Source organism: Jiella endophytica, assembly GCF_004519335.1.
Lineage (GTDB): Bacteria > Pseudomonadota > Alphaproteobacteria > Rhizobiales > Rhizobiaceae > Jiella > Jiella endophytica.
This window is the reverse complement of sequence record NZ_SOZD01000004.1, coordinates 568,519-589,234: the sequence shown is the minus strand read 5'-3', so window position 1 is coordinate 589,234 and position 20,716 is coordinate 568,519. Positions and strand designations below refer to the sequence as shown.

The window sequence follows — 20,716 nt, the reverse complement described above, 5'->3', positions numbered from 1 at the left end:
TTGATGACAGCGACGGCGGTCTCGCCACGTCTGGAACTGAAGGGAATTTCCAAGCGCTTTCCCGGCGTCGTCGCCAACGACCACGTCTCGTTCCAGGTGCCGGCCGGGGCGATCCATGCGCTGCTCGGCGAGAACGGCGCCGGCAAGTCCACCCTCGTCAAGATCATCTACGGCGTGCAGCAGGCGGACGAGGGCGAGATCGTCTTTGACGGCAAGCCGGTTCGCATCGGCTCGCCGCGCGAGGCGCGCAGCCTCGGCATTGGCATGGTATTCCAGCACTTCTCGCTGTTCGAGGCGATGACCGTGCTGGAGAACATTGCGCTCGGCATGGACAATCCGCCGCCCCGGCGCGAGCTGGAGGCGCGGGTGCGCGAGGTGCTCGCCTCCTACGGGCTTTCCCTCGACCCCCACCGCCATGTCCATACGCTGTCGGTCGGCGAGCGCCAGCGCATCGAGATCGTCCGCGCGCTCCTGCAGCAGCCGAAGCTCCTGATCATGGACGAGCCGACCTCGGTGCTGACGCCGCAGGAAGTGGAGCAGCTCTTCGAAACGCTGCGGCGCCTGGCGAGCGAAGGCTGCTCGATCCTCTACATTTCCCACAAGCTCCACGAGATCAAGGCGCTCTGCGAATCCGCCACCATCCTTCGCGGCGGCAAGGTGGTGGCGAGCTGCGATCCGCGCGAGGAATCGGCACGCTCGATGGCCGAGCTGATGATCGGCGGCAGCCTCAAGGACCTGTCGCAGAAATCCTCCGGCGCGGCCGGCAAGGAGCGCTTCGTCGTCTCCGCGCTGTCGGCGCCGGGCGAGCCGCCTTTCGGCACCAGCCTGAAGGAGGTTTCGTTCGCGGTTCGCTCGGGCGAGATCTTCGGCATCGCCGGGGTCGCCGGCAACGGCCAGAACGAGCTCCTCGCCGTTATTTCGGGCGAGGACGCCGCCGGCATTTCGGGCTCGATCCGGCTCGACGGGACGGAACTTGCCGGCCTGTCGGTCGGCGCCCGGCGCCGGGCGGGGCTCGCCAGCTCTCCGGAAGAGCGCAACGGCCACGCCGCCGTGCCGGGAATGAGCCTTGCCGACAACGCGCTGCTTTCGGCGCGAAGCCGCATGGGCCTTGCCTCCGGCGGCGTCATCCGGGCGAAGGCGGCGCGCGACTATGCCGGGCGGGTGATCGAGGCCTTCTCGGTCAAGGCGACCGGACCGGGCGCTGCCGCAGGGAGTCTTTCGGGCGGCAACCTGCAGAAATTCGTCATGGGCCGGGAGATCATGCAGGACCCGGCAGTGCTCGTCGTCTCGCAGCCGACCTGGGGCGTCGATGCGGGGGCCGCCTCCTTCATCCGCCAGTCGATGATCGATCTCGCCAGACAAGGCGCCGCCGTCGTCGTCGTCAGCCAGGATCTCGACGAGCTGCTCGAGCTTTGCGATCGCCTGGCGGTGATCAACGAGGGACGGCTGTCCGAGCCGATGGACGTCAAGGGCATTTCCATCGAGCGGGTCGGGCTCCTGATGGGCGGCATCCATGGCGGCCAGGCGGCCGAAACGAGGGTCGGGGCGAAGGCCGAGGCCCACGAAAGACGACCGGAGCCTGCCCTGTGAGCCTGTTGCGTCTGGAGCCGAGGCGGCAGGAAAGCCGTGCGATGATGCTGGCGGCGCCGGTCATCGCCGTCGTCCTGACGCTCATCGTCGGGGCGGTGCTCTTCACGCTGCTCGGCCATGACGGGTTCGGCGCCGTCGTCGAGATCTTCGTCAAGCCGCTGTTCAATCTCTATCGCTGGCAGGACCTCCTGGTGAAGGCGGCGCCCTTGGCGATGATCGCCACCGGCCTTGCCATCGGCTTTCGCGCCAATGTCTGGAACATCGGCGCCGAGGGCCAGTACATCCTCGGCGGCCTCGCCGGCACCGGCGTCGCGCTGGCAACGCTCGACATGTCCGGCTCGTGGATCCTGCCGCTGATGCTTGTCTGCGGCATTCTCGGCGGCATGGTCTGGGCAGCGGTCCCGGCGATCCTCAAGACGACGCTCGGGGTCAACGAGATCCTGACCAGCCTGATGCTCAACTACGTCGCCATCCAGCTGCTGTTCTATCTAATGCGCGGTCCCTGGAAGGACCCCGAGGGCTTCAATTTCCCGCAGACGGCGATGTTCTCCGCCGACCAGACACTGCCGATGATCGTTCCCGGCACGCTCATCCATCTCGGCGTACCGCTGGCGGCGGCGGTTGCGCTCACCGCCTTTGCGGTGATGACCCGTACGATCACCGGCTTCCAGATCAAGGTCGTGGGCCTTGCCCCGAAGGCGGCCGCCTTCGGCGGCTTCGGGGCCGCCTCGACGGTGTGGATCGCGCTGATGGCCGGCGGCGGGCTCGCCGGTTTCGCCGGTATCCTCGAAGCGTCGGGCCCGTTCGGCCAGATGGTGCCGCAGTTTCCCACCGGCTACGGCTACACCGCCATCATCGTCGCCTTTCTCGGCCGGCTGAACCCGCTCGGCATCCTCGCCGCCGCCCTCGTCCTGGCGCTGACCTATGTCGGCGGCGAAAGCGCCCAGACGACGATCGGCCTGCCCTCCGCGGCGACCGGCGTCTTCCAGGCGATGATGCTGTTCTTCCTGCTCGCGACCGACATTCTGGTTCGCTACCGGGTGGTCTCCGGCCGTGCCGCGCCGGCGCCGAAGGCGGCTGCGGCGAAGGAGGCGGAGCCCGCCAAGGGCAAGGCGGTGGCGGCATGAATCTCGACCTTCTCGTCGCCATCCTGATGACCGTCGCCGGCGCCGCGACGCCGCTCCTGATCGCCGGACTCGGCGAACTCGTCGTCGAGAAATCCGGCGTCCTCAATCTCGGCGTCGAGGGGATGATGCTGATCGGCGCGGTCACCGGCTTTGCCGTCGCCACCTCCACCGGCATCCCCGTGCTGGGCGCACTGGCGGCGATGGGAGCGGCGGCGGCGGCCTCGATGATCTTCGCCGTCCTCGTCCTGACGCTGATGGCCAATCAGGTGGCGACGGGCCTTGCCCTGACGATCTTCGGCACCGGCGTCTCGGCGCTGATCGGCGCGCCCTTCGTCGGCATCACCACGCCGACCTTCGGGACGATCTTCCCCGAGGCGCTGACCGCCTCGCCGCTTCTGCGCCTCGTCTTCGGCCATTCGCCGCTGGTCTATTTCGGGCTGATCCTCACCGTCGCGGTCGCCTGGTTCCTCAACCGCTCGCGCGCCGGGTTGATTCTTCGGGCGGTCGGCGAATCCGATTCCGCCGCCCACGCCATCGGCTATCCGGTGCTGAAGGTGCGCTATCTCGCCATCCTGTTCGGCGGGGCGATGGCCGGGCTCGCCGGCTCCTACTATTCGCTGGTGCTGACGCCGATGTGGGCCGAGCGGCTGACGGCGGGCCGCGGCTGGATCGCCATCGCCCTCGTGGTCTTCGCCTCCTGGCGGCCGGGCCGCATGCTGGCCGGCGCCTATCTTTTCGGCCTCGTCATCACCATGGAGCTGCAGGCGAAGGCCGCCGGCTTCAACATGTTCGCGCCCGAGCTTCTGGCGGCGCTCCCCTATCTCGCGACGATCGCCGTCCTCGCGATCATCTCCGCCGCCAAGCGCGGCGGCGCAAACGCTCCGGCCTGCCTCGGAAAGCCCTTCCGGGCGGCGGCCTGAACCGATCCTTCGACGATTTACAACAGGAGATCCCGTGATGTTCGAAACCAACCGCCGCCGCCTTCTCGCCGGTGCCGCGACGCTTGCCGCGACCTCCGTCGTCGGCCTTCCGGCGCGCGCCCAGGGCAAGGACAAGGTGAAGGCCGCCTTCGTCTATGTCGGCCCGGTCGGCGACTACGGCTATTCCTTCGCCCACGACCAGGGGCGGAAGTTCCTCGAGAAGGAACTCGGCGACAAGGTGGAGACGAGCTTCGTCGAGAACGTCGCCGAGGGGCCGGATGCCGAGCGCGTCATCCGCCAGCTGGCGCAGGGCGGCAACGACATCGTCTTCACCACCTCCTTCGGCTTCATGAACCCGACGCTGAAGGTCGCCAAGCAGTTTCCAAACGTCGCCTTCGACCATGCCACCGGCTACAAGACGGCCGACAACATGGGGGCGTACAATTCGCGCTTCTATCAGGGCCGCGCCGTGCTCGGCACCATCGCCGGCATGATGTCGAAGGCCGGCCAGGGCGGCTACATCGCCTCCTTCCCGATCCCCGAGGTGGTGATGGGCATCAACGCCTTCACCCTCGCCGCAAGGGCGGTCAATCCGGACTTCGTCACCAAGGTCGTCTGGGTGAACTCCTGGTACGATCCCGCCAAGGAAGCCGACGCCGCCAAGGCGCTGCTCTCCCAGGGTGTCGACGTGATCAGCCAGCACACCGACTCGCCTGCGCCGCTGCAGGCGGCCGAGGAGGCGGGCGTCATCGCCTTCGGCCAGGCCTGGGACATGTCGAGCTTCGCGCCGAAGGCCCACATGACGGCGATCGTCGATCACTGGGGGCCGTATTACGTCGACGAGGTGAAGAAGCTCCTTGCCGGCGACTGGAAGCCGCGCGACATCTGGTGGGGCATGCAGGAGGACATCCTCGAAATGGCGCCGTTCAACGACGCCATGCCCGACGACGTGAAGGCTGCGGCCCAGAAGATCGTCGACGAGACCAAGGCCGGCACCTACGAGGTCTTCACCGGGCCGATCAAGAACCAGGCGGGCGAGGAGAAGGTCGCGGACGGCGAGAAGATCCCCGACGGCGACCTCCTCAAGATGGACTGGTACGTCGAGGGCGTGCAGAGCTGAGGAGCGGGGCGTAAGACCTCGGCCCCGCCGGTCCCGGGACACTCAGCCGGCCAAAAGGCCGGCTGAGCTCGAAGGGTCGCTGAGCGGTGTGCAGGGGGCTTCTCTGACGGTTGTGCCGAGGCACCCCCCTCTGTCCTGCCGGACATCTCCCCCTCAAGGGGGGAGATCACCAGCTTCGCCCAATCTGCCTCGTCGTCCTAGTTGCTGGTGCCGGCTTCGACGCTGAAGGTCAGCCGCGAGGGCATATGCAGGGTCGATCTCCCCGTTTGAGGGGGAGATGCCCGCCCTTCGACAGGCTCAGGAGGGCAGACGGGAGCGAGCAGCGCCGGCGCGTTTATTGGCCGGAAAAGGTGGCTGTTCGGGCGCGAGCCGTCCCGGCGTCCGGCCCGATCCGATGTCGCGCAAATCCAAGGACCCGATCCCTCGATGTGGACATACCTCTCCGAATGGCTGCAGTTCGCGGTGCGCTGGGTGCATGTGATCACCGCTGTCGCCTGGGTCGGCTCGTCCTTCTATTTCATCGCCCTCGATCTCGGCCTGAGGCGTCGCCGCGAGCTGCCGCAGGGGGTGGCCGGCGAAGCGTGGCAGGTGCATGGCGGCGGCTTCTACAACATGCAGAAATACATGGTGGCGCCGGACGAGATGCCGGACGAGCTCACCTGGTTCAAATGGGAGAGCTATTCCACCTGGCTGTCCGGCGCGGCGCTGCTGTTCCTCGTCTACTACCTCCACGCCGACCTCTTCCTGATCGATCCTCAGGTCGCCGACCTGCCGGTCTGGGGCGCCAGCCTGATTGGCATTGCCGGCCTCGCCCTCGGCTGGATCGTCTACGACCTTCTCTGCAAGTCGCCGCTGAAGAACAACGACACGGCGCTGCTCGCCATTCTCTTCGTCTATGTGGTCGCCTCGAGCTTCCTGTTCAGCCAAGTCTTCTCAGGCCGCGGCGCGATGCTCCACACCGGCGCGCTGATCGCGACGATCATGACCGCCAACGTCTTCTTCACCATCATTCCCAACCAGAAGATCGTCGTCGCCGACCTGATGGCCGGCCGCAGCCCGGATCCCGCTCTCGGCAAGGCGGCCAAGCAGCGTTCGCTGCACAACAACTACCTGACGCTGCCGGTGATCTTCCTGATGCTCTCCAACCATTATCCGCTCGCCTTCGCGACGGAATGGAACTGGGTCATCGCCGGGCTGGTGCTGCTCATCGGCGCGGTGGTCAGGCACTTCTTCAACACCATGCATGCCACCGGCGAGAAGCTCTGGTGGTGCTGGCCGCTCGCCGGGATCTTCTTCATCATCGTCATCACGCTGTCCGGCGCGCCCGGCTGGCGCAGCAACGCGAGCGATGACGCGAGCGAGACGGCGAAACGCCAATGGTCGGGCGACCCGCAATATGCCCTCGCCAATTCGCCGCATTTCGAGGAGGCCGAGGCGATCGTCCTGTCGCGCTGTTCCATGTGCCACGCCAGGGAGCCGCTCTGGCCGGGAATGATCCATGCGCCGAAGGACATCCGCCTCGAGACCGGCGACGAGATGATCCACTACGCCTCGCTGATCGAGCGGCAGGCGGTGCGCAGCCATGCGATGCCCCCCGGCAACGTCTCCGGCCTCGAACCCGCCGAGCGCGAGCTCCTCGCCCGCTGGCTTGCCGACGGCAAGGCGCCGGGGCTCGCCAAGGGACTGTGAAGCCAGGGGAAATCTGACAAACGGGCTTTGACGGCGTGGCCGCAAGCGGGGGGCTGTGAGGGACGGCGCGGCGGCGCTATCATCGCGGCGATGACTTCGAGACCCGGCACCCTGGCGATTCGTGCGCGGCTTCTCTCCTTCGATGCCGATCCGGCCGTCGACGGCGAGGCGGCCGCCATCCGCTATGTCGAGGACGGCATCCTCGTCATCAGGGACGGGATCATCACCGAGATCGGCGAGGGGCCGAGCCTCGCCCGCCGGCTCGAGCCGGGCGTGCCGCTCATCGACCACCGGCCGCATCTCGTCATGCCGGGCTTCATCGACCCGCATCTCCACCTGCCGCAGACCCAGGTGATCGCCTCCTATGGCGCCGAACTGATGGAGTGGCTGGCGAAATACACCTTCCCCGAAGAGCTGCGCTACGGCGATTCCGGCGTCGCGGGAGAGGCCTCGCGCTTCCTGCTCGACACGCTGGCGGCGAACGGCACCACCACGGCGGCCGTCTATTGCACCACCCATCAGGTCAGCGCCGAGGCGTTCTTCCACGAAGCCGGGCGACGGAACCTGAGGATGATCGCCGGCAAGGTGATGATGGACCGCAACGCCCCGCCGGGCCTCCTCGATACGCCGCAGTCCGGCTATGACGAGACGAAGGAACTGATCTCGGCCTGGCACGGCCACGGGCGGCTGGAGGTGGCGATCACGCCGCGCTTTGCGCCCACCTCGACCGAGGCGCAGCTGGAGGCGGCCGGCGCACTCGCGTCCGAATTCCCGGATCTGCCGATCCAGACGCATCTTTCGGAGAACCACGCCGAGATCGCCTATGTTGCCGAGGCCTTTCCCTGGTCGAAGGACTACACCGACGTCTATGAACGCTACGGCCTCGTGCGGCCCCGGGCGCTCTATGGCCACTGCGTCCATCTGTCAGGGCGCGAACGCGAGGCTCTCGCCGAACAGGGCGCCTCGGCGATCTTCTGCCCGACGTCGAACCTCTTTCTCGGCTCGGGGCTCTACGATCTCGCGGCCTCGCGCGCTCTCGGGCTGAAGACCGGCATCGCCACCGACATCGGCGGCGGCACCTCCTATTCGATGCTGACGACGGCGGCCGAGGGCTACAAGGTGCTGGCGCTGAAGGGCCAGAAGCTGCCGGCCTTCGAGGCCTTCCACATGCTGACGGCGGGCAATGCCGCGGCGATGGGCATCGAGACGCGGGTCGGCCGGCTGGCGCCGGGATTGGAAGCCGATGTCGTCGTCCTCGACAGCCATGCCACCGCGCCGCTGCGCCGCCGCATGGAGCGGGTGGAGACCCTCGCCGAGGAGCTGTTCGCGCTGATGGTGCTCGGCGACGAGCGGGCGACGGTCGCGACCTATGCGATGGGCCGCAAGATCCACGACCGCTATCACGCCGGCCAGCGCGGCCTTGCGCCGAAGCTCGACCAGCCGGCGATGCCACGCCAGCCCCAGGGCGGCGAGTCGGCGCAGTAAAGGCCGGGCGGCCGAGGGGCGCGACCAGCGTAAAGACTTCGGCCCGTCTTGACGGTGCCCCGGTCGCCTCGGCGCGGAAGTGGCGCCGGGTGATCGTCGAAGCGCGCGGTTTTTTCCCTTTCCCCGGCTGAACTTCCCGCCGCCCTCCGGCGTTGCGACTGGAAATGCAACCCAGCCCGCCTATCCCTTTAACCGAGTGCTGACCGGCCGCCGTGCCAGCCGCGGTGGCTTCCATCCGACCGGATACCTCTCAAGAAGGTTCGTTCATGGCCGACCTCGAACTGCAGCCGAAAAAGGCGAAGAAGTCCGCGAAAGCGAAGAACGCCGAGAGCGAGGCGCTGCTCTTCGCCCTCGCCGAGAACCGCGTCGCGATCGAAGGCGTCGAGCCGGAGATCGACGCCGGACGCTTCGCCGTGAAGCGGATCGTCGGCGAGCCGTTGACCGTTTCGGCCGACATCTTCTGCGACGGCCACGACAAGATCGACGCGGCGCTGATCTACGGCCCGGCCGAGGTCGATCCGTCGCAATGGTCGGAGGTGAAGTTCCAATTCGTCGAGAACGACCGCTGGCAGGCGACCGTCAGCTTCGACGAGCCCGGGCCCTATCGCTACTCGATCGTCGCCTGGCGTGATCTCTATGCGTCTTGGCGCGACGAGGCGAAGAAGAAGCGCGACGCCGGCAAGCTGACCGACCTCGAACTCATCGAGGCGCGCGATCTGATCAAGAAGGCCGCCGATTCGGGCCGCGGCTCCAAGCAGGACCAGCGTGCCCTCGCCAAGCTCGTCGAACGCCTGGAAAAACTCGCCGAGAAGGGCGATCAGGACGGCCAGTACGTGCTGATGGAATCCGAAGAAGCGACCCTGATCCTCCAGGCCGCCGGCCACCGGACCCATCTGTCGCGCTACCCGATCGACGTTCCGGTCTGGGTCGATCGCGAGCGGGCGGCCTTCTCGGCCTGGTACGAGCTGTTTCCGCGCTCCCAGTCCGGCGACGTCAACCGCCACGGCACCTTCGACGATGTCATCGCCCGGTTGCCGGACATTCAGGAGATGGGTTTCGACGTCCTTTATTTCCCGCCGATCCATCCGATCGGCTCGACCAACAAGAAGGGCAAGAACAACTCGCTGACGCCGGAGCCGACCGATCCCGGCAGCCCCTATGCGATCGGCTCGAAAGATGGCGGCCACCTCGCCATCCATCCCGAACTCGGCAGCTTCGACGACTTCCACCGGCTGATCGCCGAGGCGAAGAAGCACGGCCTCGAGATCGCCCTCGACATCGCCCTCAACGCCTCGCCCGACCATCCCTGGATCAAGGAGCATCCGGAATGGTTCGACTGGCGGCCGGACGGCACGATCAAATATGCCGAGAACCCGCCGAAGCGCTACGAGGACATCGTCAACTTCCACTTCTATCGCGGCGCATTGCCGTCGCTCTGGTATGCGATGCGCGACATGTTCCTGCACTGGATGGAGCATGGCGTCCGGATCTTCCGCATCGACAACCCCCACACCAAGGCCTACCCGTTCTGGGAATGGGTGATCGGCGAAGCGCGCAAGGTCGACCCCGGCGTCATCTTCCTCGCCGAGGCATTCACCCGGCCGAAGGTGATGAAGCGCCTTGCCAAGGTCGGCTACAACCAATCCTATTCCTACTTCACCTGGCGGAACGAGAAGTGGGAGCTGCAGGAATATCTGACCGAGCTGACCACCGAGGAATGCGCCGAATACATGCGGCCGAATTTCTTCGTGAATACGCCGGACATCAATCCGATCTACCTGCAGACCTCGGGACGGCCCGGCTTTCGCAGCCGCCTCGCGCTGGCCGCCTCGCTCGGCGGCAATTACGGCGTCTATTCGGGCTTCGAGCTCTGCGAATTCCTGCCGATCCCCGGCAAGGAGGAGTATCTCAACTCGGAGAAATACGAGATCCGCGCCTTCGACTGGCATGCCGAAGGCAACATCCGTGACGACATCGCCTTCTTCAACAGGCTGCGCAACGACGAGGCGGCGATGAAGGATTTCCGCTCGCTCGCCTTCTTCAATTTCTGGAACGACCAGGTCCTCTATTACGGCAAGCGGACGAAGGACCTCTCGTCGTATCTTCTCTTCATGGTCAATCTCGATCCGCACCACGATCAGGGCGGCCATTTCGAAGTGCCGCTCTGGGAGTTCGGCCTTCCGGACGACGGGACCATCCACGCGACCGACATGGCGAGCGGCAACAGCCTCGCCTGGACCGGAAAGATCCAGCACTGGTGGCTGAATCCGCAGGACAGGCCATATGCCGTCTTCAAGCTCACGCGATAAGAACCAGAACGCCGAAAGCGCCCGCTTCATGAACGAGATTGCCGCCATCGTCACGCCGGAGACCACCTCCGGGCCGGACCTCAACGCCCCCGACTGGTACAAGGACGCGATCATCTATCAGGTCCACGTCAAGACCTTCGTCGATTCGAACGGCGACGGGGTCGGGGACTTCGCGGGGCTTCTGTCGCGGCTCGACTACATCCAGGAACTCGGCGTCACGGCGATCTGGCTCCTGCCGTTCTATCCTTCGCCGCTGCGCGACGACGGCTACGACATCTCCGACTACCGCTCGGTCAACCCGTCCTACGGCAATCTCGAAGATGTCGAGAAGCTGATCGACGAGGCGCACAAGCGCGGCATGCGGGTGATCACCGAGCTGGTCATCAACCACACCTCCGACCAGCACCCCTGGTTCCAGGCGGCCCGGCGCGCGCCGAAGGGAAGCCCCGAGCGGGACTTCTACGTCTGGGCCGACGACGACAAGGGCTACGATCTCACCCGCATCATCTTCACCGACACCGAGACTTCCAACTGGACCTGGGACCCGGTGGCGCAGCAATATTTCTGGCACCGGTTCTTCTCCCACCAGCCGGACCTCAACTTCGACAATCCGAAGGTGATGGAGGAAGTGCTCGCCACCATGCACTTCTGGCTCGACAAGGGCGTCGACGGGCTGCGGCTCGACGCGATCCCCTATCTCGTCGAGCGCGAGGGGACGAACAACGAGAACCTCCCCGAAACCCACGATGTCCTGAAGACGATCCGGGCCGATCTCGACAAGCATTATCCGGACAAGATGCTGCTCGCCGAGGCGAACCAGTGGCCGGAGGACACGCGGCCCTATTTCGGCGAGGGCGACGAATGCCACATGGCGTTCCACTTCCCGCTGATGCCGCGCATGTACATGGCGCTGGCCCAGGAAGACCGGCATCCGATCACCGACATCATGCGCCAGACGCCGGACATTCCGGAGAATTGCCAATGGGCGATCTTCCTCAGGAACCATGACGAGCTGACGCTGGAAATGGTCACCGAGGAGGAGCGCGACTATCTCTGGTCGACCTATGCCGCCGACACCCGCGCGCGCATCAATCTCGGCATCCGCCGGAGGCTGGCGCCGCTGATGGGCAACGACCGGCGCAAGGTGGAGCTTCTCAACGCGCTGCTGATGTCGATGCCCGGCACGCCCGTCGTCTATTACGGCGACGAGATCGGCATGGGCGACAACTACTATCTCGGCGACCGCGACGGGGTGCGCACGCCGATGCAGTGGTCGGCGGACCGCAATGGCGGCTTCTCGCGCGCCGATCCGCAGCGGCTGTACCTGCCCGTCATCCAGGACGCCGTCTTCGGCTACCAGGCCGTCAATGTCGAGGCCCAGTCGAACAACCCGGCCTCGCAGCTCAACTGGATGCGCCGGCTGATCCAGGTCCGCCGCACCAAGGAAGCCTTCGGCCGCGGCGAGATCACCTTCCTTTTACCGTCGAACCGCAAGATCCTCGTCTATCTGCGCGAATATGCCGATGAGCGGGTGCTGTGTGTTGCCAACCTTTCCGGCTCCGCCCAGGCGGTCGAGCTCGACCTCTCCGCCTATGCCGGCTGCGTGCCGATCGAAATGCTCGGCCTGTCGCAGTTCCCGCCGATCGGGCTCAACCCGTACATCCTGACCCTGCCGGCCTACGGTTTCTTCTGGTTCGACCTCGCCGACGGCAACGCCGCTGTTCAGCGCTATCCGGCGACGCCGACGCCACTGCCGGCCTTTTCGACGCTGGTGGCCCAGGGCGATCTGCGGGCCACCATCGGCGGGCGCAATCTCACCGAGCTGAAGTCGGTACTGCCGGCCTATGCCGCCGGCCAGCGCTGGTATGCCGGCAAGTCGGCACGGCCGCGCTCCCTCGACGTCACCGTCCTCGGGACGCCGACGCCCGAGAGCCGCCGCCACCTCTTCACCGAGCTGAAGGTCGAGACCGCCGAGGGCGAGCAGAACTATCTCCTGCCGCTGGCGGTGCGCTGGGGCGAACAGCATCTGTCGACCCAGGATCCGGACCTTCCCTACACCATCGCCAAGGTGCGCCAGGGGCCGCGGATCGGCGCCCTGATCGACGGCACCCGCAGCGCCGAATTCGCCAAGCTGATGATCGCGCTGATCGCGGCGGACGTGAACGTCTCGCTCGCCGCCGGCGACCTCGTCGTCGAGGCGTCGGCGAGCGAACGCGAGGGTCTCGCCAAGACGCTTCTCGTCGAGGAGGAGGGCATCCGCGTCCTTTCGGGCGAGCAGTCCAACACCTCGCTGCTGATCGGCTCGGACGCGATCCTGAAATATTATCGCCGCCTGCGTGACGGCATCCAGCCGGAGCTGGAGGTCACGCGGTTCCTGACCGAGAAGACCGACTTCGAGGCGGCGCCGGCGCTCTATGGCTCGATCGAACTGGTCCGGCCCGACGGCAGCCGCACCGCCATCGCGGCGCTGTTCGAGCAGGTGCAGAACCAGGGCGACGCCTGGACGGTGATCGTCGAGGCGCTCGCCCGCTATCTGCGCGATCACGCCTATGCCCAGCAGCCGCTCGCCGACGAGAACCTCGAGGTCGGCGCCCTCAGCGAGCCCAAGCTGCAGATCCAGATCGATCCGGCCGAGGTGCTCGGCCGGCGGACCGGCGAGATGCATGCGGCGCTCGCCACGAAGACCGGCGATGCCGCCTTCGATCCCGAGCCGCTCGACGACGACAGCTACATGGCGATCGTCGGCGAGGCCAAGAAGGACGTCGGTGACGCGCTGGCGGTTCTCGCCAAGTCGAAGCCGAACCTGCCGCCGGAAGAGCTCGACAATGTCGAGCGCCTGCTCGGTGCGGAAAAGGACATCCTCACCTGGTTCGACCGGTTCGGCGGGCTGAAGGTCGACACCCACCGCACGCGGATCCATGGCGACTATCACCTCGGCCAGGTTCTCGTCGCCAAGAACGACGTCGTCATCCTCGACTTCGAGGGCGAGCCGGGGCGTTCGCTGGAAGAGCGGCGTGCCAAGACCTCGCCGCTGCGCGACGTCGCCGGGATGATCCGCTCCTTCGACTATGCCGCCTTCGCCGCCCGCGACAGGGCGGGACCCGTCGACGAGACCACCGCCGAGCGGCTGCGCGACATGGCCGTCGGCTGGCGCGACGAGGTGACGGAGGCGTTCCTTTCCTATTGGAGCGCGGCGTCGGGGATCGCCTTCGACGAGCCGACCCGCCAGCTGCTCGACCTCTTCGTCCTGCAGAAGGCGTTCTACGAGCTTCGCTACGAGGCCGCGATGCGGCCGGCATGGTTGTCGATTCCCCTGCGCGGCATCGTCTCACTTCTCGAGAAACGACAGGTTCTGAAATGACATTGACCCCCGCAACACCCCCCGCCGGCGTCGAGCATTGGCCCGAAGAGCACCAGGCCTGGGAGATCGGGCGCGGTGTCCATGGCGATCCTTTCTCGGTCCTCGGACGATTTGCGACCGAAGGCGGAGCGATCGTGCGCGTCTATCGGCCGGGTGCGCACTACGCCAAGGTGATCGACGGCGCCGGCAAGGAGCTCGCGATCCTCGAAAGCTTCGGTCCGGAAGGCTTCTTCACCGGCTATGTGCCGGGCCTCGACGGAGCCTCCGCCTACCGCATGCGCTACAGCCATGGCGGCGGCCAGGAGTGGGACGAGGAAGACCCCTATCGCTTCGGTCCGATCCTCGGCGATCAGGACGTCTATCTGCTCGCCGAGGGCAGCCACTACCGCTTCTACGAGAAGCTCGGCGCCCATCCGGCGACGATGGACGGGACCGACGGCGTCGCCTTCGCCGTCTGGGCGCCGAGCGCCCGGCGGGTTTCGGTGGTCGGCCACTTCAATTCCTGGGACGGTCGTCGCTCGGTCATGCGCAAGCGCCACGAATGCGGCGTCTGGGAACTGTTCATCCCGGGGCTCGGCCGCGGCGAGGTCTACAAGTTCGAGGTGATCGGCCCCGACGGCAACATTCAGCCGCTGAAGGCCGATCCGGTCGGCTTCCGGCAGGAGGCTGCGCCGTCCACCGCCTCGATCGTCGACGGGCTCGTCGATCACGAGTGGCAGGACGGGGAGTTCCAGTCGCATTCCGCCGAGTGGCAGAACCGCGAGAAGCCGATCGCCATCTACGAGGTGCATCTCGGCTCCTGGCGCCGCGGCGCCGACAACGCGATGCTCGACTTCGACGAGATCGCCCGCGAGCTGGTGCCTTACGTCAAGGACATGGGCTTCACCCATGTCGAGTTTCTCCCCGTGTCCGAGCATCCGTTCTACGGTTCCTGGGGCTATCAGCCGATCGGCCTCTTCGCGCCGACCTCGCGCTGGGGTTCGCCGGAGGCCTTTGCCCGCCTCGTCGACGCGCTGCACCAGGAAGGCATCGGCGTGCTGCTCGACTGGGTGCCGGGGCATTTCCCGACCGACGTCCACGGCCTCGTGCGCTTCGACGGCACGGCGATCTACGAGCATCCCGATCCGCGGCGCGGCTTCCACAAGGACTGGAACACGCTGATCTACGACTACGGGCGGCCGCAGGTCAGGAATTTCCTGGTCGCCAACGGCATGTACTGGCTCGACCAGTTCCACATCGACGGGCTGCGCGTCGATGCCGTCGCCTCGATGCTCTATCTCGACTATTCGCGCAATCACGGCGAATGGGAGCCGAACATCTATGGCGGACGGGAAAACCTCGAGGCGATCGCCTTCCTGAAGGACGCCAACGAGCGGATAGGCGAGTATTTCCCCAAGACCACCACCCATGCCGAGGAATCCACGGCCTTTCCGGACGTCTCGAAGCCGACCTATGCCGGCGGCCTCGGCTTTCACTTCAAGTGGAACATGGGCTGGATGCACGACACCCTGCATTACATGCAGGAGGACCCGGTCAACCGGCGCTACCACCACCACCACATGACCTTCGGCATGGTCTATGCCTATTCGGAGAACTTCGTGCTGCCCCTCTCACATGACGAGGTGGTGTACGGAAAGGGCTCGCTGCTCGGCAAGATGCCCGGCGACGAGTGGCAGAAATTCGCCAATCTCAGAGCCTATTTCGGCTTCATGTGGACCCATCCGGGCAAGAAGCTCCTGTTCATGGGCGGCGAGTTCGGCCAGTGGGCCGAGTGGAACCACGACCAGTCGCTCGACTGGCATCTCCTGGAGTCGCCCGCCCATGCCGGCGTCCAGCGGCTGGTGCGCGACCTCAACACGCTCTACCGCGAGGTGCCGGCGCTGCATCAGCTCGACTGTGATCCGGGCGGTTTCGAGTGGGTCGATACCGCCAATGTCGAGGAGAGCGTCATCGCTTTCCTACGCAAGGATCGCGACGGCCGGCAGGTGCTGATCGTCTCGAACTTCACGCCGATCCCGCGCCACGACTACCGCGTCGGCGTCGCCAAGGAAGGCACCTGGACCGAGCGGCTGAACACCGACGCCGAGATCTATGGCGGTTCCAATGTCGGCAATCTCGGCGCCAAGATCGCCGAGGACCATTCGGTGCACGGCCGGCCCTATTCGATCTCGCTGACGCTGCCACCGCTCGGAACCGTCGTGATGGTTCACGAGGGATAGTCGACCCGCCAGCACCCGTCGGGCGGGTCCGGCCGGGTGGGGGAGGCTAAGCGGACAGCCGGTAGACGGCGGCCTCAGCCGTCGCCGGCTCCTTGCCGAGATCGACGCATTCGACCCGGTTGCGGCCATTTGCCTTCGCCCGGTAGAGCGCCTCGTCGGCAAGGTCCAGCAGCCGGACGAGCGCCCGGCCGTGGCGCGTCGTGACGAGGCCGATGCTGACCGTCGCCCGGGCGGCCGACTCCTCGTCGCCGATCCGGGTCGCCGCAAGGGCGATGCGGATGGCTTCGGCGGCGCGCAGACCCTCGGCTTCGTCACGGTCGGGCAGCACCAGCGCGAATTCCTCGCCGCCGAGCCGGGCAAAGGTGTCGGCCGGGCCGAGCTGCGCCATGACGATGTCGGCGAAATGCTTCAGCACCGTGTCGCCGAAGCCGTGGCCATAGGCGTCGTTGATCCGCTTGAAGTGATCGAGGTCGAGGACCATCAGCGTCGTCACCCGCCGCTCCGACGCATGGCGGACGGCCATCTCAGCCTTCATCTGGAAGGCCCGGCGGTTGTCCGCGCCGGTGAGGAAGTCGGTCTCGGCGAGCTTGATTAGCGAGGACTCGCGCTTCTCGCGCAGCAGCGCCAGCATCAGATAGCCGAGCAGCACCGAGGTCCAAAGGCCTTCGATGATGACCACCTGGAAGCCGAAGGACCTCGCCGCGTCGCTGATCGGCCCGAAGGCGCCCGCCGCCCACACCGTCCTGACGCAGAAGAAGCCGGCGCGCAGCGCCATCACCACCGCAAGCGCCCTTGCCAGCCGGTTGATCCTGCTGGTGAAGCCGATCCAGGCGCTGACGCCGGAAATGAAGGCGGTGGCGACCGACATGGCGATGACGCGGGCGTCGAAATCGGCGGCGATCGGCACGAAGCCCCAGAACAGCAGCCAGACGAGACCTGGAACCAGTGCGAGAGGAAGGCTCGGGCGGCGCCCGGCGAACTCGCCGATGCCGGCGCAGATGACGCTGTAGGAGGCGAGAAACAGGGCGTTGGACAGGCCGATCGACAGGATGTCGAGGCCGGGATATTCGCGGAACGGGAACAGGCAGGCGCCGACGGCGCTGAGCAGGAAGCCCGCGCTCCACCAGGCAGCCGCGGGATCGCGAAAATTCCGCCATTCGGAAAGCATCGCGACGCCGGCGATGAGGCAGGTCCCCATGGCCAGAAACAGGACCAGCTGGATGTTGACGCTCATGGTCTTTTCACCGCCGAAACGCTGCGGGGACTAGTGGATTGAACTTGACATTCGACTCCCGTCCGTTTCGATCGCCGTATCGAATGTCAAATTCGAAAAATCCACCAGCAACAATAATTTAGATCGTGGTGTTTCGACCAAGACATTGGGTTCGGCGCCTGACATATCCGGGGATCAAATGTCTTGATCACACCACTCCGGCGTTGTGACCGTAACTGACGAAATCTTTCAGTCTCGTTGATAATATAATCGAGATTGTCGCACGACTGGCATCTTCGTGAACGGCGCGTCGTCGGTCCGCCGGCGCGGCTTCAACCGTCAGCCGATCGGGATGACATCGACGAAATGGTCGGTCTCCTGCGGGCCGGCGGTGACGAAGGTGCCGCCGATCGGCAGCGCGTCGGAATAGTCGCGGCCGACGGCGACGACGATATGGTCGTCGCCGGCGAGGATGCCGTTGGTCGGGTCGAAACCGACCCAGCCGAGTTCGCCCCCCAGCCAGACGTCGACCCAGGCATGCATCGCATCGGCGCCCTCGAGGCGCGGCTGGCCCTTGGGCGGCTCGGTGCGCAGGAAGCCGCTGACATAGCGGGCCGGGATGCCGTTCGCCCTGAGGCCGGCGATCATCACATGGGAGAAGTCCTGGCAGACGCCGCGCCGGGCGGCGAAGGCTTCGGCAACGCTCGTTCCGACGCTGGTGGCGCCGGGAACGTAAGCGAAATCGTCGCGGATCCGCCGGGTCAGTGCCATCACCGCCTCTCCGGCGAGGCCGTCGCCGAGCGTCTCGGCGACATAGGCGGTGAGCGGCGCGACGGGTGCGATCAGCCGGCTCGCGCCCAGATGATTGAGCGGCGAGGTGCCGTCCGCCGTCGCCACGGCGAGCGCCTCCTCGGCGAGGGAAGGCGCGCTCGGCGAAAGCTCGAGGGCCGGCACCGGGCGTTCGACGGCCACCTCGGCCTCCATCAGCACGGCGAGCTCGGTATGCGGGGCGAAAAAGGCGATCGCGTCGACGTCGTTGCCGAAGAAGTCCCGCTCGCGGGCGTGCTCGTCGGGCCGCGGGGTGATCGCCAGCCTGACGTTGCGCGGCGCCTGGCCGGCATCGGCGTGCGGCCGCACCCGCAACAGATGGCGGGCATCGGTGACGGCGGCGGGGTAGTCGTAGGTGATCTTCAGCCGGATCGCGTATCTCATTCCGGCCCCCCGCTCCATTCGGCCGCCGCCCGCGGGCTCGATAGCAGGTAGCGCTGGGTGAGAAGATCGGAGATCAGCGCCAGATCGGCGGCGACCCGGTCGAGAAACGCCGTGTCGACCTCCAGGGCGTCGGCGGTCTGGAGCCGCACCCGCAGACGCGCGAGCCGGCGCAGCAGGAGATCCGGCGTCTCGCCGAGATGGACGCCCGGCAGGGCGGCGGTGACCTCGGCGAGCGTGTTCACCTGGAAGGCCAGGGATCGCGGATTGAGCGGATCGAGGACGGTGAGGTCGACGACCGTCTGCTGCGACAGGTCCACCGAATAGCGCCGGCGATAGGTGACGGAGGAATCGGTGAAGGTGAGGAGCGCCTCGAGGGCGCCGACCGGCGGCGCCTCGGCGACCAGCGCGGACGCCACCGCCGCCGTCGCCTGGCCGCGCTCGAGCGCCCGGCCGCACTGCATGAACCGCCAGCCGGTGAACTGGTACATGTTTTCGTGGGCGAGTCCGGCAAAGCCCGACAGATGGGTGAGGATGGCGCTGGTGAGCTCGACGATGTCCTCCTCCTCCTCGGCGATCGCCTCGAGGATCAGCGCGACGATATCTTCGAGCGTGCGCCAGGCATCGGGCGAGAAGCGCTCGCGGATGCGCGAGGCAGTGTCCGCCGACTGGCGGCCGAGGGCGAGGAGCCCGCGCTGGGGATGGCCGTCCTCGATCTCGACGCCGTATTCCCGCAACAGGACGGCGAGCCGGGCCTCCAGCTCGCCGGCGCTCCAGCCCTCGCTGTTGCGGGCGGCATGGAGGCGCAGGAGCCGCGTCGCCGCCTCGCAGCGCTCGGCATAGCGGCCGAGCCAGAAGAGATTGTCGGCGGCCCGGGCGGGAAGTGCGCCGGGCAGGCGGCGGGAGAAGCGGTCGCCTTTCGGGCCGAGCAGTGTGACCGGCTTGGCGGCCGTCGTCGATGGCACCCAGACGTCGATCGAGCCGCCACCTCGCTGCATCGAGATGACGCGGGCGTCGCGGGAATCGGCGACCCGGGCAAAGCCGCCCGGCATGACGTGCCAGCCGTCCTCGTCGCGCATCAGGAAGGCCCGCAGCGTCACCGGCCGTGGCTCCAGTCCCGCCTTGCCGTAGACCGGCGTCGTCGAGAGCGCAGCGATCTCCTGGCCGACGATGCCGATTCCCTCGCGCGCCGTGGCGGGCACGTCGCGGTGGCGCTCGCCCGGCCGCGCCGCCGTCTCGCCCATCACCGGAAAGGCCGGAGCGCCGGCAAAGGCCGGCCCGAGCTGCAGCCGCGAAGCATTTTCGGCGACGTAGCGGCGGATCTTCTCCTCGCCGCACCACCAGGTGGCGATCGTCGGCAGCGACAGCTCTTCGCCGAGAAGCCGCGCCGCCAGCGGCTTCTGGAAGGCGAGAAGGGCCGGCGTCTCGAGAATGCCGGAGCCGAGGGCGTTGACGAGGGCGAGCGCTCCCGAGCGGACTGCCCTGACGAGGCCGGGCGTGCCGATCCGCGAGCCGCCGAAGAGCTCCAGCGGGTCGCAGAAATCGGCATCGAGGCGCCGCCACAAGACGCTGATCGGCTGGAAACCGTCGACGGTGCGGACCTCCGCCCGGTCGCCATGGACGACGAGGTCGCCGCCCTCGAGGAGGAGCAGGCCGAGATAGCGGGCGAGATAGGCGTGTTCGTAATAGGTCTCGTTATGGGGACCGGGGGTGAGAAGGCCGATGCGGGTATGCTCCGGGCCGCCGAGGGCGAACAGCATCTCGCGGAACTTCCGGAAGAAGCCGGCGAGCCGCTCGACATTGAGGTCGCGCGAGACGTCCGGAAAGGCCTTCGACGTCGCCACCCGGTTCTCCAGCGCGAAGCCGGCGCCGGAGGGGGCCTGGGTGCGGTCGCCGAGCACCCACCAGCGCCCGTCCGGCCCGCGGCCGAGATCGACGGCGATGAAGGACAGGAGCGGCGCGCTGCCGCCGGCCTGGCCCGCAAGCGGGTGCAGGAATTCCGGATTCCGTCCGACCAGAATGCCCGGCAGGAGCCTTTCGCCGATCACGAGCTGCGGGCCGTAAAGGTCGGCGAGCAGGGCTTCGAGGAAGCGGGCGCGCTGGACGAGCCCGGCGCAGAGCTCCGCCCACTCCGCCCGGTCGAGGACGAGGGCCGGGTGGCCGAGCGGCCATTCGTGGCTCTGCTCGACGCCTTCGCCATAGACCTGGTGGAAGACGCCGGCCTCGGAAAGATACTGCCGCGCCGAGACGAAGCGCCGCCCGAGCTCGCCCTCAGACATCTTCCCGAGCCGCGCCATCAGCGGCGCGTAATGCGGCCGCACCGCTCCGTCCGGCGCGATCATCTCGTCGCGGGACTTTTCGGCGATGGCGGCGTAGCGGCGCAGGATGTCGGGGTGGATGGCCACGTCTTTCCGGAAGCGGGTGTCGTCGGTGTTGACGCTATAGCACTTTCGCCCCGCCGTGGCGTGCCGGCT

12 protein-coding genes are annotated in these 20,716 nt (G+C 67.0%); 9 read left to right on the top strand and 3 right to left on the bottom strand.

Translation table 11 applies throughout. The features are described 5' to 3' along the window. The first annotated feature begins 3 nt into the window (after window positions 1–3). The 9 genes from E3C22_RS15655 to glgB all read left to right on the top strand — a co-directional run bounded on the left by E3C22_RS15655 (window position 4) and on the right by glgB (window position 15,820). The gene (locus E3C22_RS15655; protein WP_134762958.1) at window positions 4–1,590 is read left to right on the top strand and encodes an ABC transporter ATP-binding protein; all 1,587 of its coding nucleotides are present in this window, start codon (window positions 4–6) and stop codon (window positions 1,588–1,590) included. A gap of 41 nt (window positions 1,591–1,631) precedes the next feature. Then, the gene (locus E3C22_RS15650; RefSeq protein WP_134763044.1) at window positions 1,632–2,717 is read left to right on the top strand and encodes an ABC transporter permease; all 1,086 of its coding nucleotides are present in this window, start codon (window positions 1,632–1,634) and stop codon (window positions 2,715–2,717) included. Continuing rightward, the gene (locus tag E3C22_RS15645) at window positions 2,714–3,637 is read left to right on the top strand and encodes an ABC transporter permease (protein WP_134762957.1); all 924 of its coding nucleotides are present in this window, start codon (window positions 2,714–2,716) and stop codon (window positions 3,635–3,637) included. Before E3C22_RS15650 ends, E3C22_RS15645 begins: the two co-directional genes overlap by 4 nt. 37 nt (window positions 3,638–3,674) lie before the next feature. Further along, window positions 3,675–4,757 (top strand): BMP family ABC transporter substrate-binding protein, encoded by a 1,083-nt coding sequence (locus tag E3C22_RS15640; RefSeq protein WP_134762956.1) that lies wholly within the window; start codon window positions 3,675–3,677, stop codon window positions 4,755–4,757. A gap of 426 nt (window positions 4,758–5,183) precedes the next feature. Next, window positions 5,184–6,446 carry a urate hydroxylase PuuD gene (locus E3C22_RS15635; protein ID WP_134762955.1) on the top strand — a complete coding sequence of 421 codons (1,263 nt, stop codon included), beginning with the start codon at window positions 5,184–5,186 and terminating at the stop codon, window positions 6,444–6,446. Window positions 6,447–6,536: 90 nt separating this feature from the next. After that, a complete protein-coding gene (gene guaD / locus E3C22_RS15630; RefSeq protein ID WP_134762954.1) occupies window positions 6,537–7,931 on the top strand; it encodes a guanine deaminase in 1,395 nt (464 codons plus the stop codon). Window positions 7,932–8,197: 266 nt separating this feature from the next. Further along, window positions 8,198–10,240, top strand: coding sequence for an alpha-1,4-glucan--maltose-1-phosphate maltosyltransferase (locus E3C22_RS15625; protein ID WP_134762953.1), 2,043 nt, complete (start codon window positions 8,198–8,200; stop codon window positions 10,238–10,240). A gap of 28 nt (window positions 10,241–10,268) precedes the next feature. Next, window positions 10,269–13,601 (top strand): maltose alpha-D-glucosyltransferase, encoded by a 3,333-nt coding sequence (treS, locus tag E3C22_RS15620; RefSeq protein ID WP_134762952.1) that lies wholly within the window; start codon window positions 10,269–10,271, stop codon window positions 13,599–13,601. Then, the gene (gene glgB / locus E3C22_RS15615) at window positions 13,598–15,820 is read left to right on the top strand and encodes a 1,4-alpha-glucan branching protein GlgB (protein WP_134762951.1); all 2,223 of its coding nucleotides are present in this window, start codon (window positions 13,598–13,600) and stop codon (window positions 15,818–15,820) included. The genes treS and glgB overlap by 4 nt, the downstream gene beginning before the upstream one ends. Before the next feature lie 46 nt (window positions 15,821–15,866). On the opposite strand, the gene E3C22_RS15610 is transcribed toward glgB, so the two are convergent. From E3C22_RS15610 to E3C22_RS15600, 3 genes are all read right to left on the bottom strand, one after another. Next, window positions 15,867–17,054: a GGDEF domain-containing protein gene (locus E3C22_RS15610; RefSeq protein WP_134762950.1), complete on the bottom strand. Its 1,188-nt coding sequence runs from the start codon at window positions 17,052–17,054 to the stop codon at window positions 15,867–15,869. 318 nt (window positions 17,055–17,372) lie between these two features. Beyond that, window positions 17,373–18,245, bottom strand: coding sequence for a transglutaminase family protein (locus tag E3C22_RS15605; RefSeq protein ID WP_134762949.1), 873 nt, complete (start codon window positions 18,243–18,245; stop codon window positions 17,373–17,375). Then, window positions 18,242–20,647 carry a circularly permuted type 2 ATP-grasp protein gene (locus E3C22_RS15600; protein ID WP_245515017.1) on the bottom strand — a complete coding sequence of 802 codons (2,406 nt, stop codon included), beginning with the start codon at window positions 20,645–20,647 and terminating at the stop codon, window positions 18,242–18,244. The genes E3C22_RS15605 and E3C22_RS15600 overlap by 4 nt, the downstream gene beginning before the upstream one ends. Between the last annotated feature and the right edge of the window lie 69 nt (window positions 20,648–20,716).

What these genes read in the sequence shown, in the direction of transcription:
- glgB (WP_134762951.1), top strand. Translation starts at nt 13,598, where the DNA reads ATGACATTGACCCCCGCAACACCCCCCGCCGGCGTCGAGCATTGGCCC.
- E3C22_RS15645 (WP_134762957.1), top strand. Translation starts at nt 2,714, where the DNA reads ATGAATCTCGACCTTCTCGTCGCCATCCTGATGACCGTCGCCGGCGCC.
- treS (WP_134762952.1), top strand. Translation starts at nt 10,269, where the DNA reads ATGAACGAGATTGCCGCCATCGTCACGCCGGAGACCACCTCCGGGCCG.
- E3C22_RS15640 (WP_134762956.1), top strand. Translation starts at nt 3,675, where the DNA reads ATGTTCGAAACCAACCGCCGCCGCCTTCTCGCCGGTGCCGCGACGCTT.
- E3C22_RS15655 (WP_134762958.1), top strand. Translation starts at nt 4, where the DNA reads ATGACAGCGACGGCGGTCTCGCCACGTCTGGAACTGAAGGGAATTTCC.
- E3C22_RS15610 (WP_134762950.1), bottom strand. Translation starts at nt 17,054, where the DNA reads ATGAGCGTCAACATCCAGCTGGTCCTGTTTCTGGCCATGGGGACCTGC.
- guaD (WP_134762954.1), top strand. Translation starts at nt 6,537, where the DNA reads ATGACTTCGAGACCCGGCACCCTGGCGATTCGTGCGCGGCTTCTCTCC.
- E3C22_RS15635 (WP_134762955.1), top strand. Translation starts at nt 5,184, where the DNA reads ATGTGGACATACCTCTCCGAATGGCTGCAGTTCGCGGTGCGCTGGGTG.
- E3C22_RS15605 (WP_134762949.1), bottom strand. Translation starts at nt 18,245, where the DNA reads ATGAGATACGCGATCCGGCTGAAGATCACCTACGACTACCCCGCCGCC.
- E3C22_RS15625 (WP_134762953.1), top strand. Translation starts at nt 8,198, where the DNA reads ATGGCCGACCTCGAACTGCAGCCGAAAAAGGCGAAGAAGTCCGCGAAA.
- E3C22_RS15650 (WP_134763044.1), top strand. Translation starts at nt 1,632, where the DNA reads ATGATGCTGGCGGCGCCGGTCATCGCCGTCGTCCTGACGCTCATCGTC.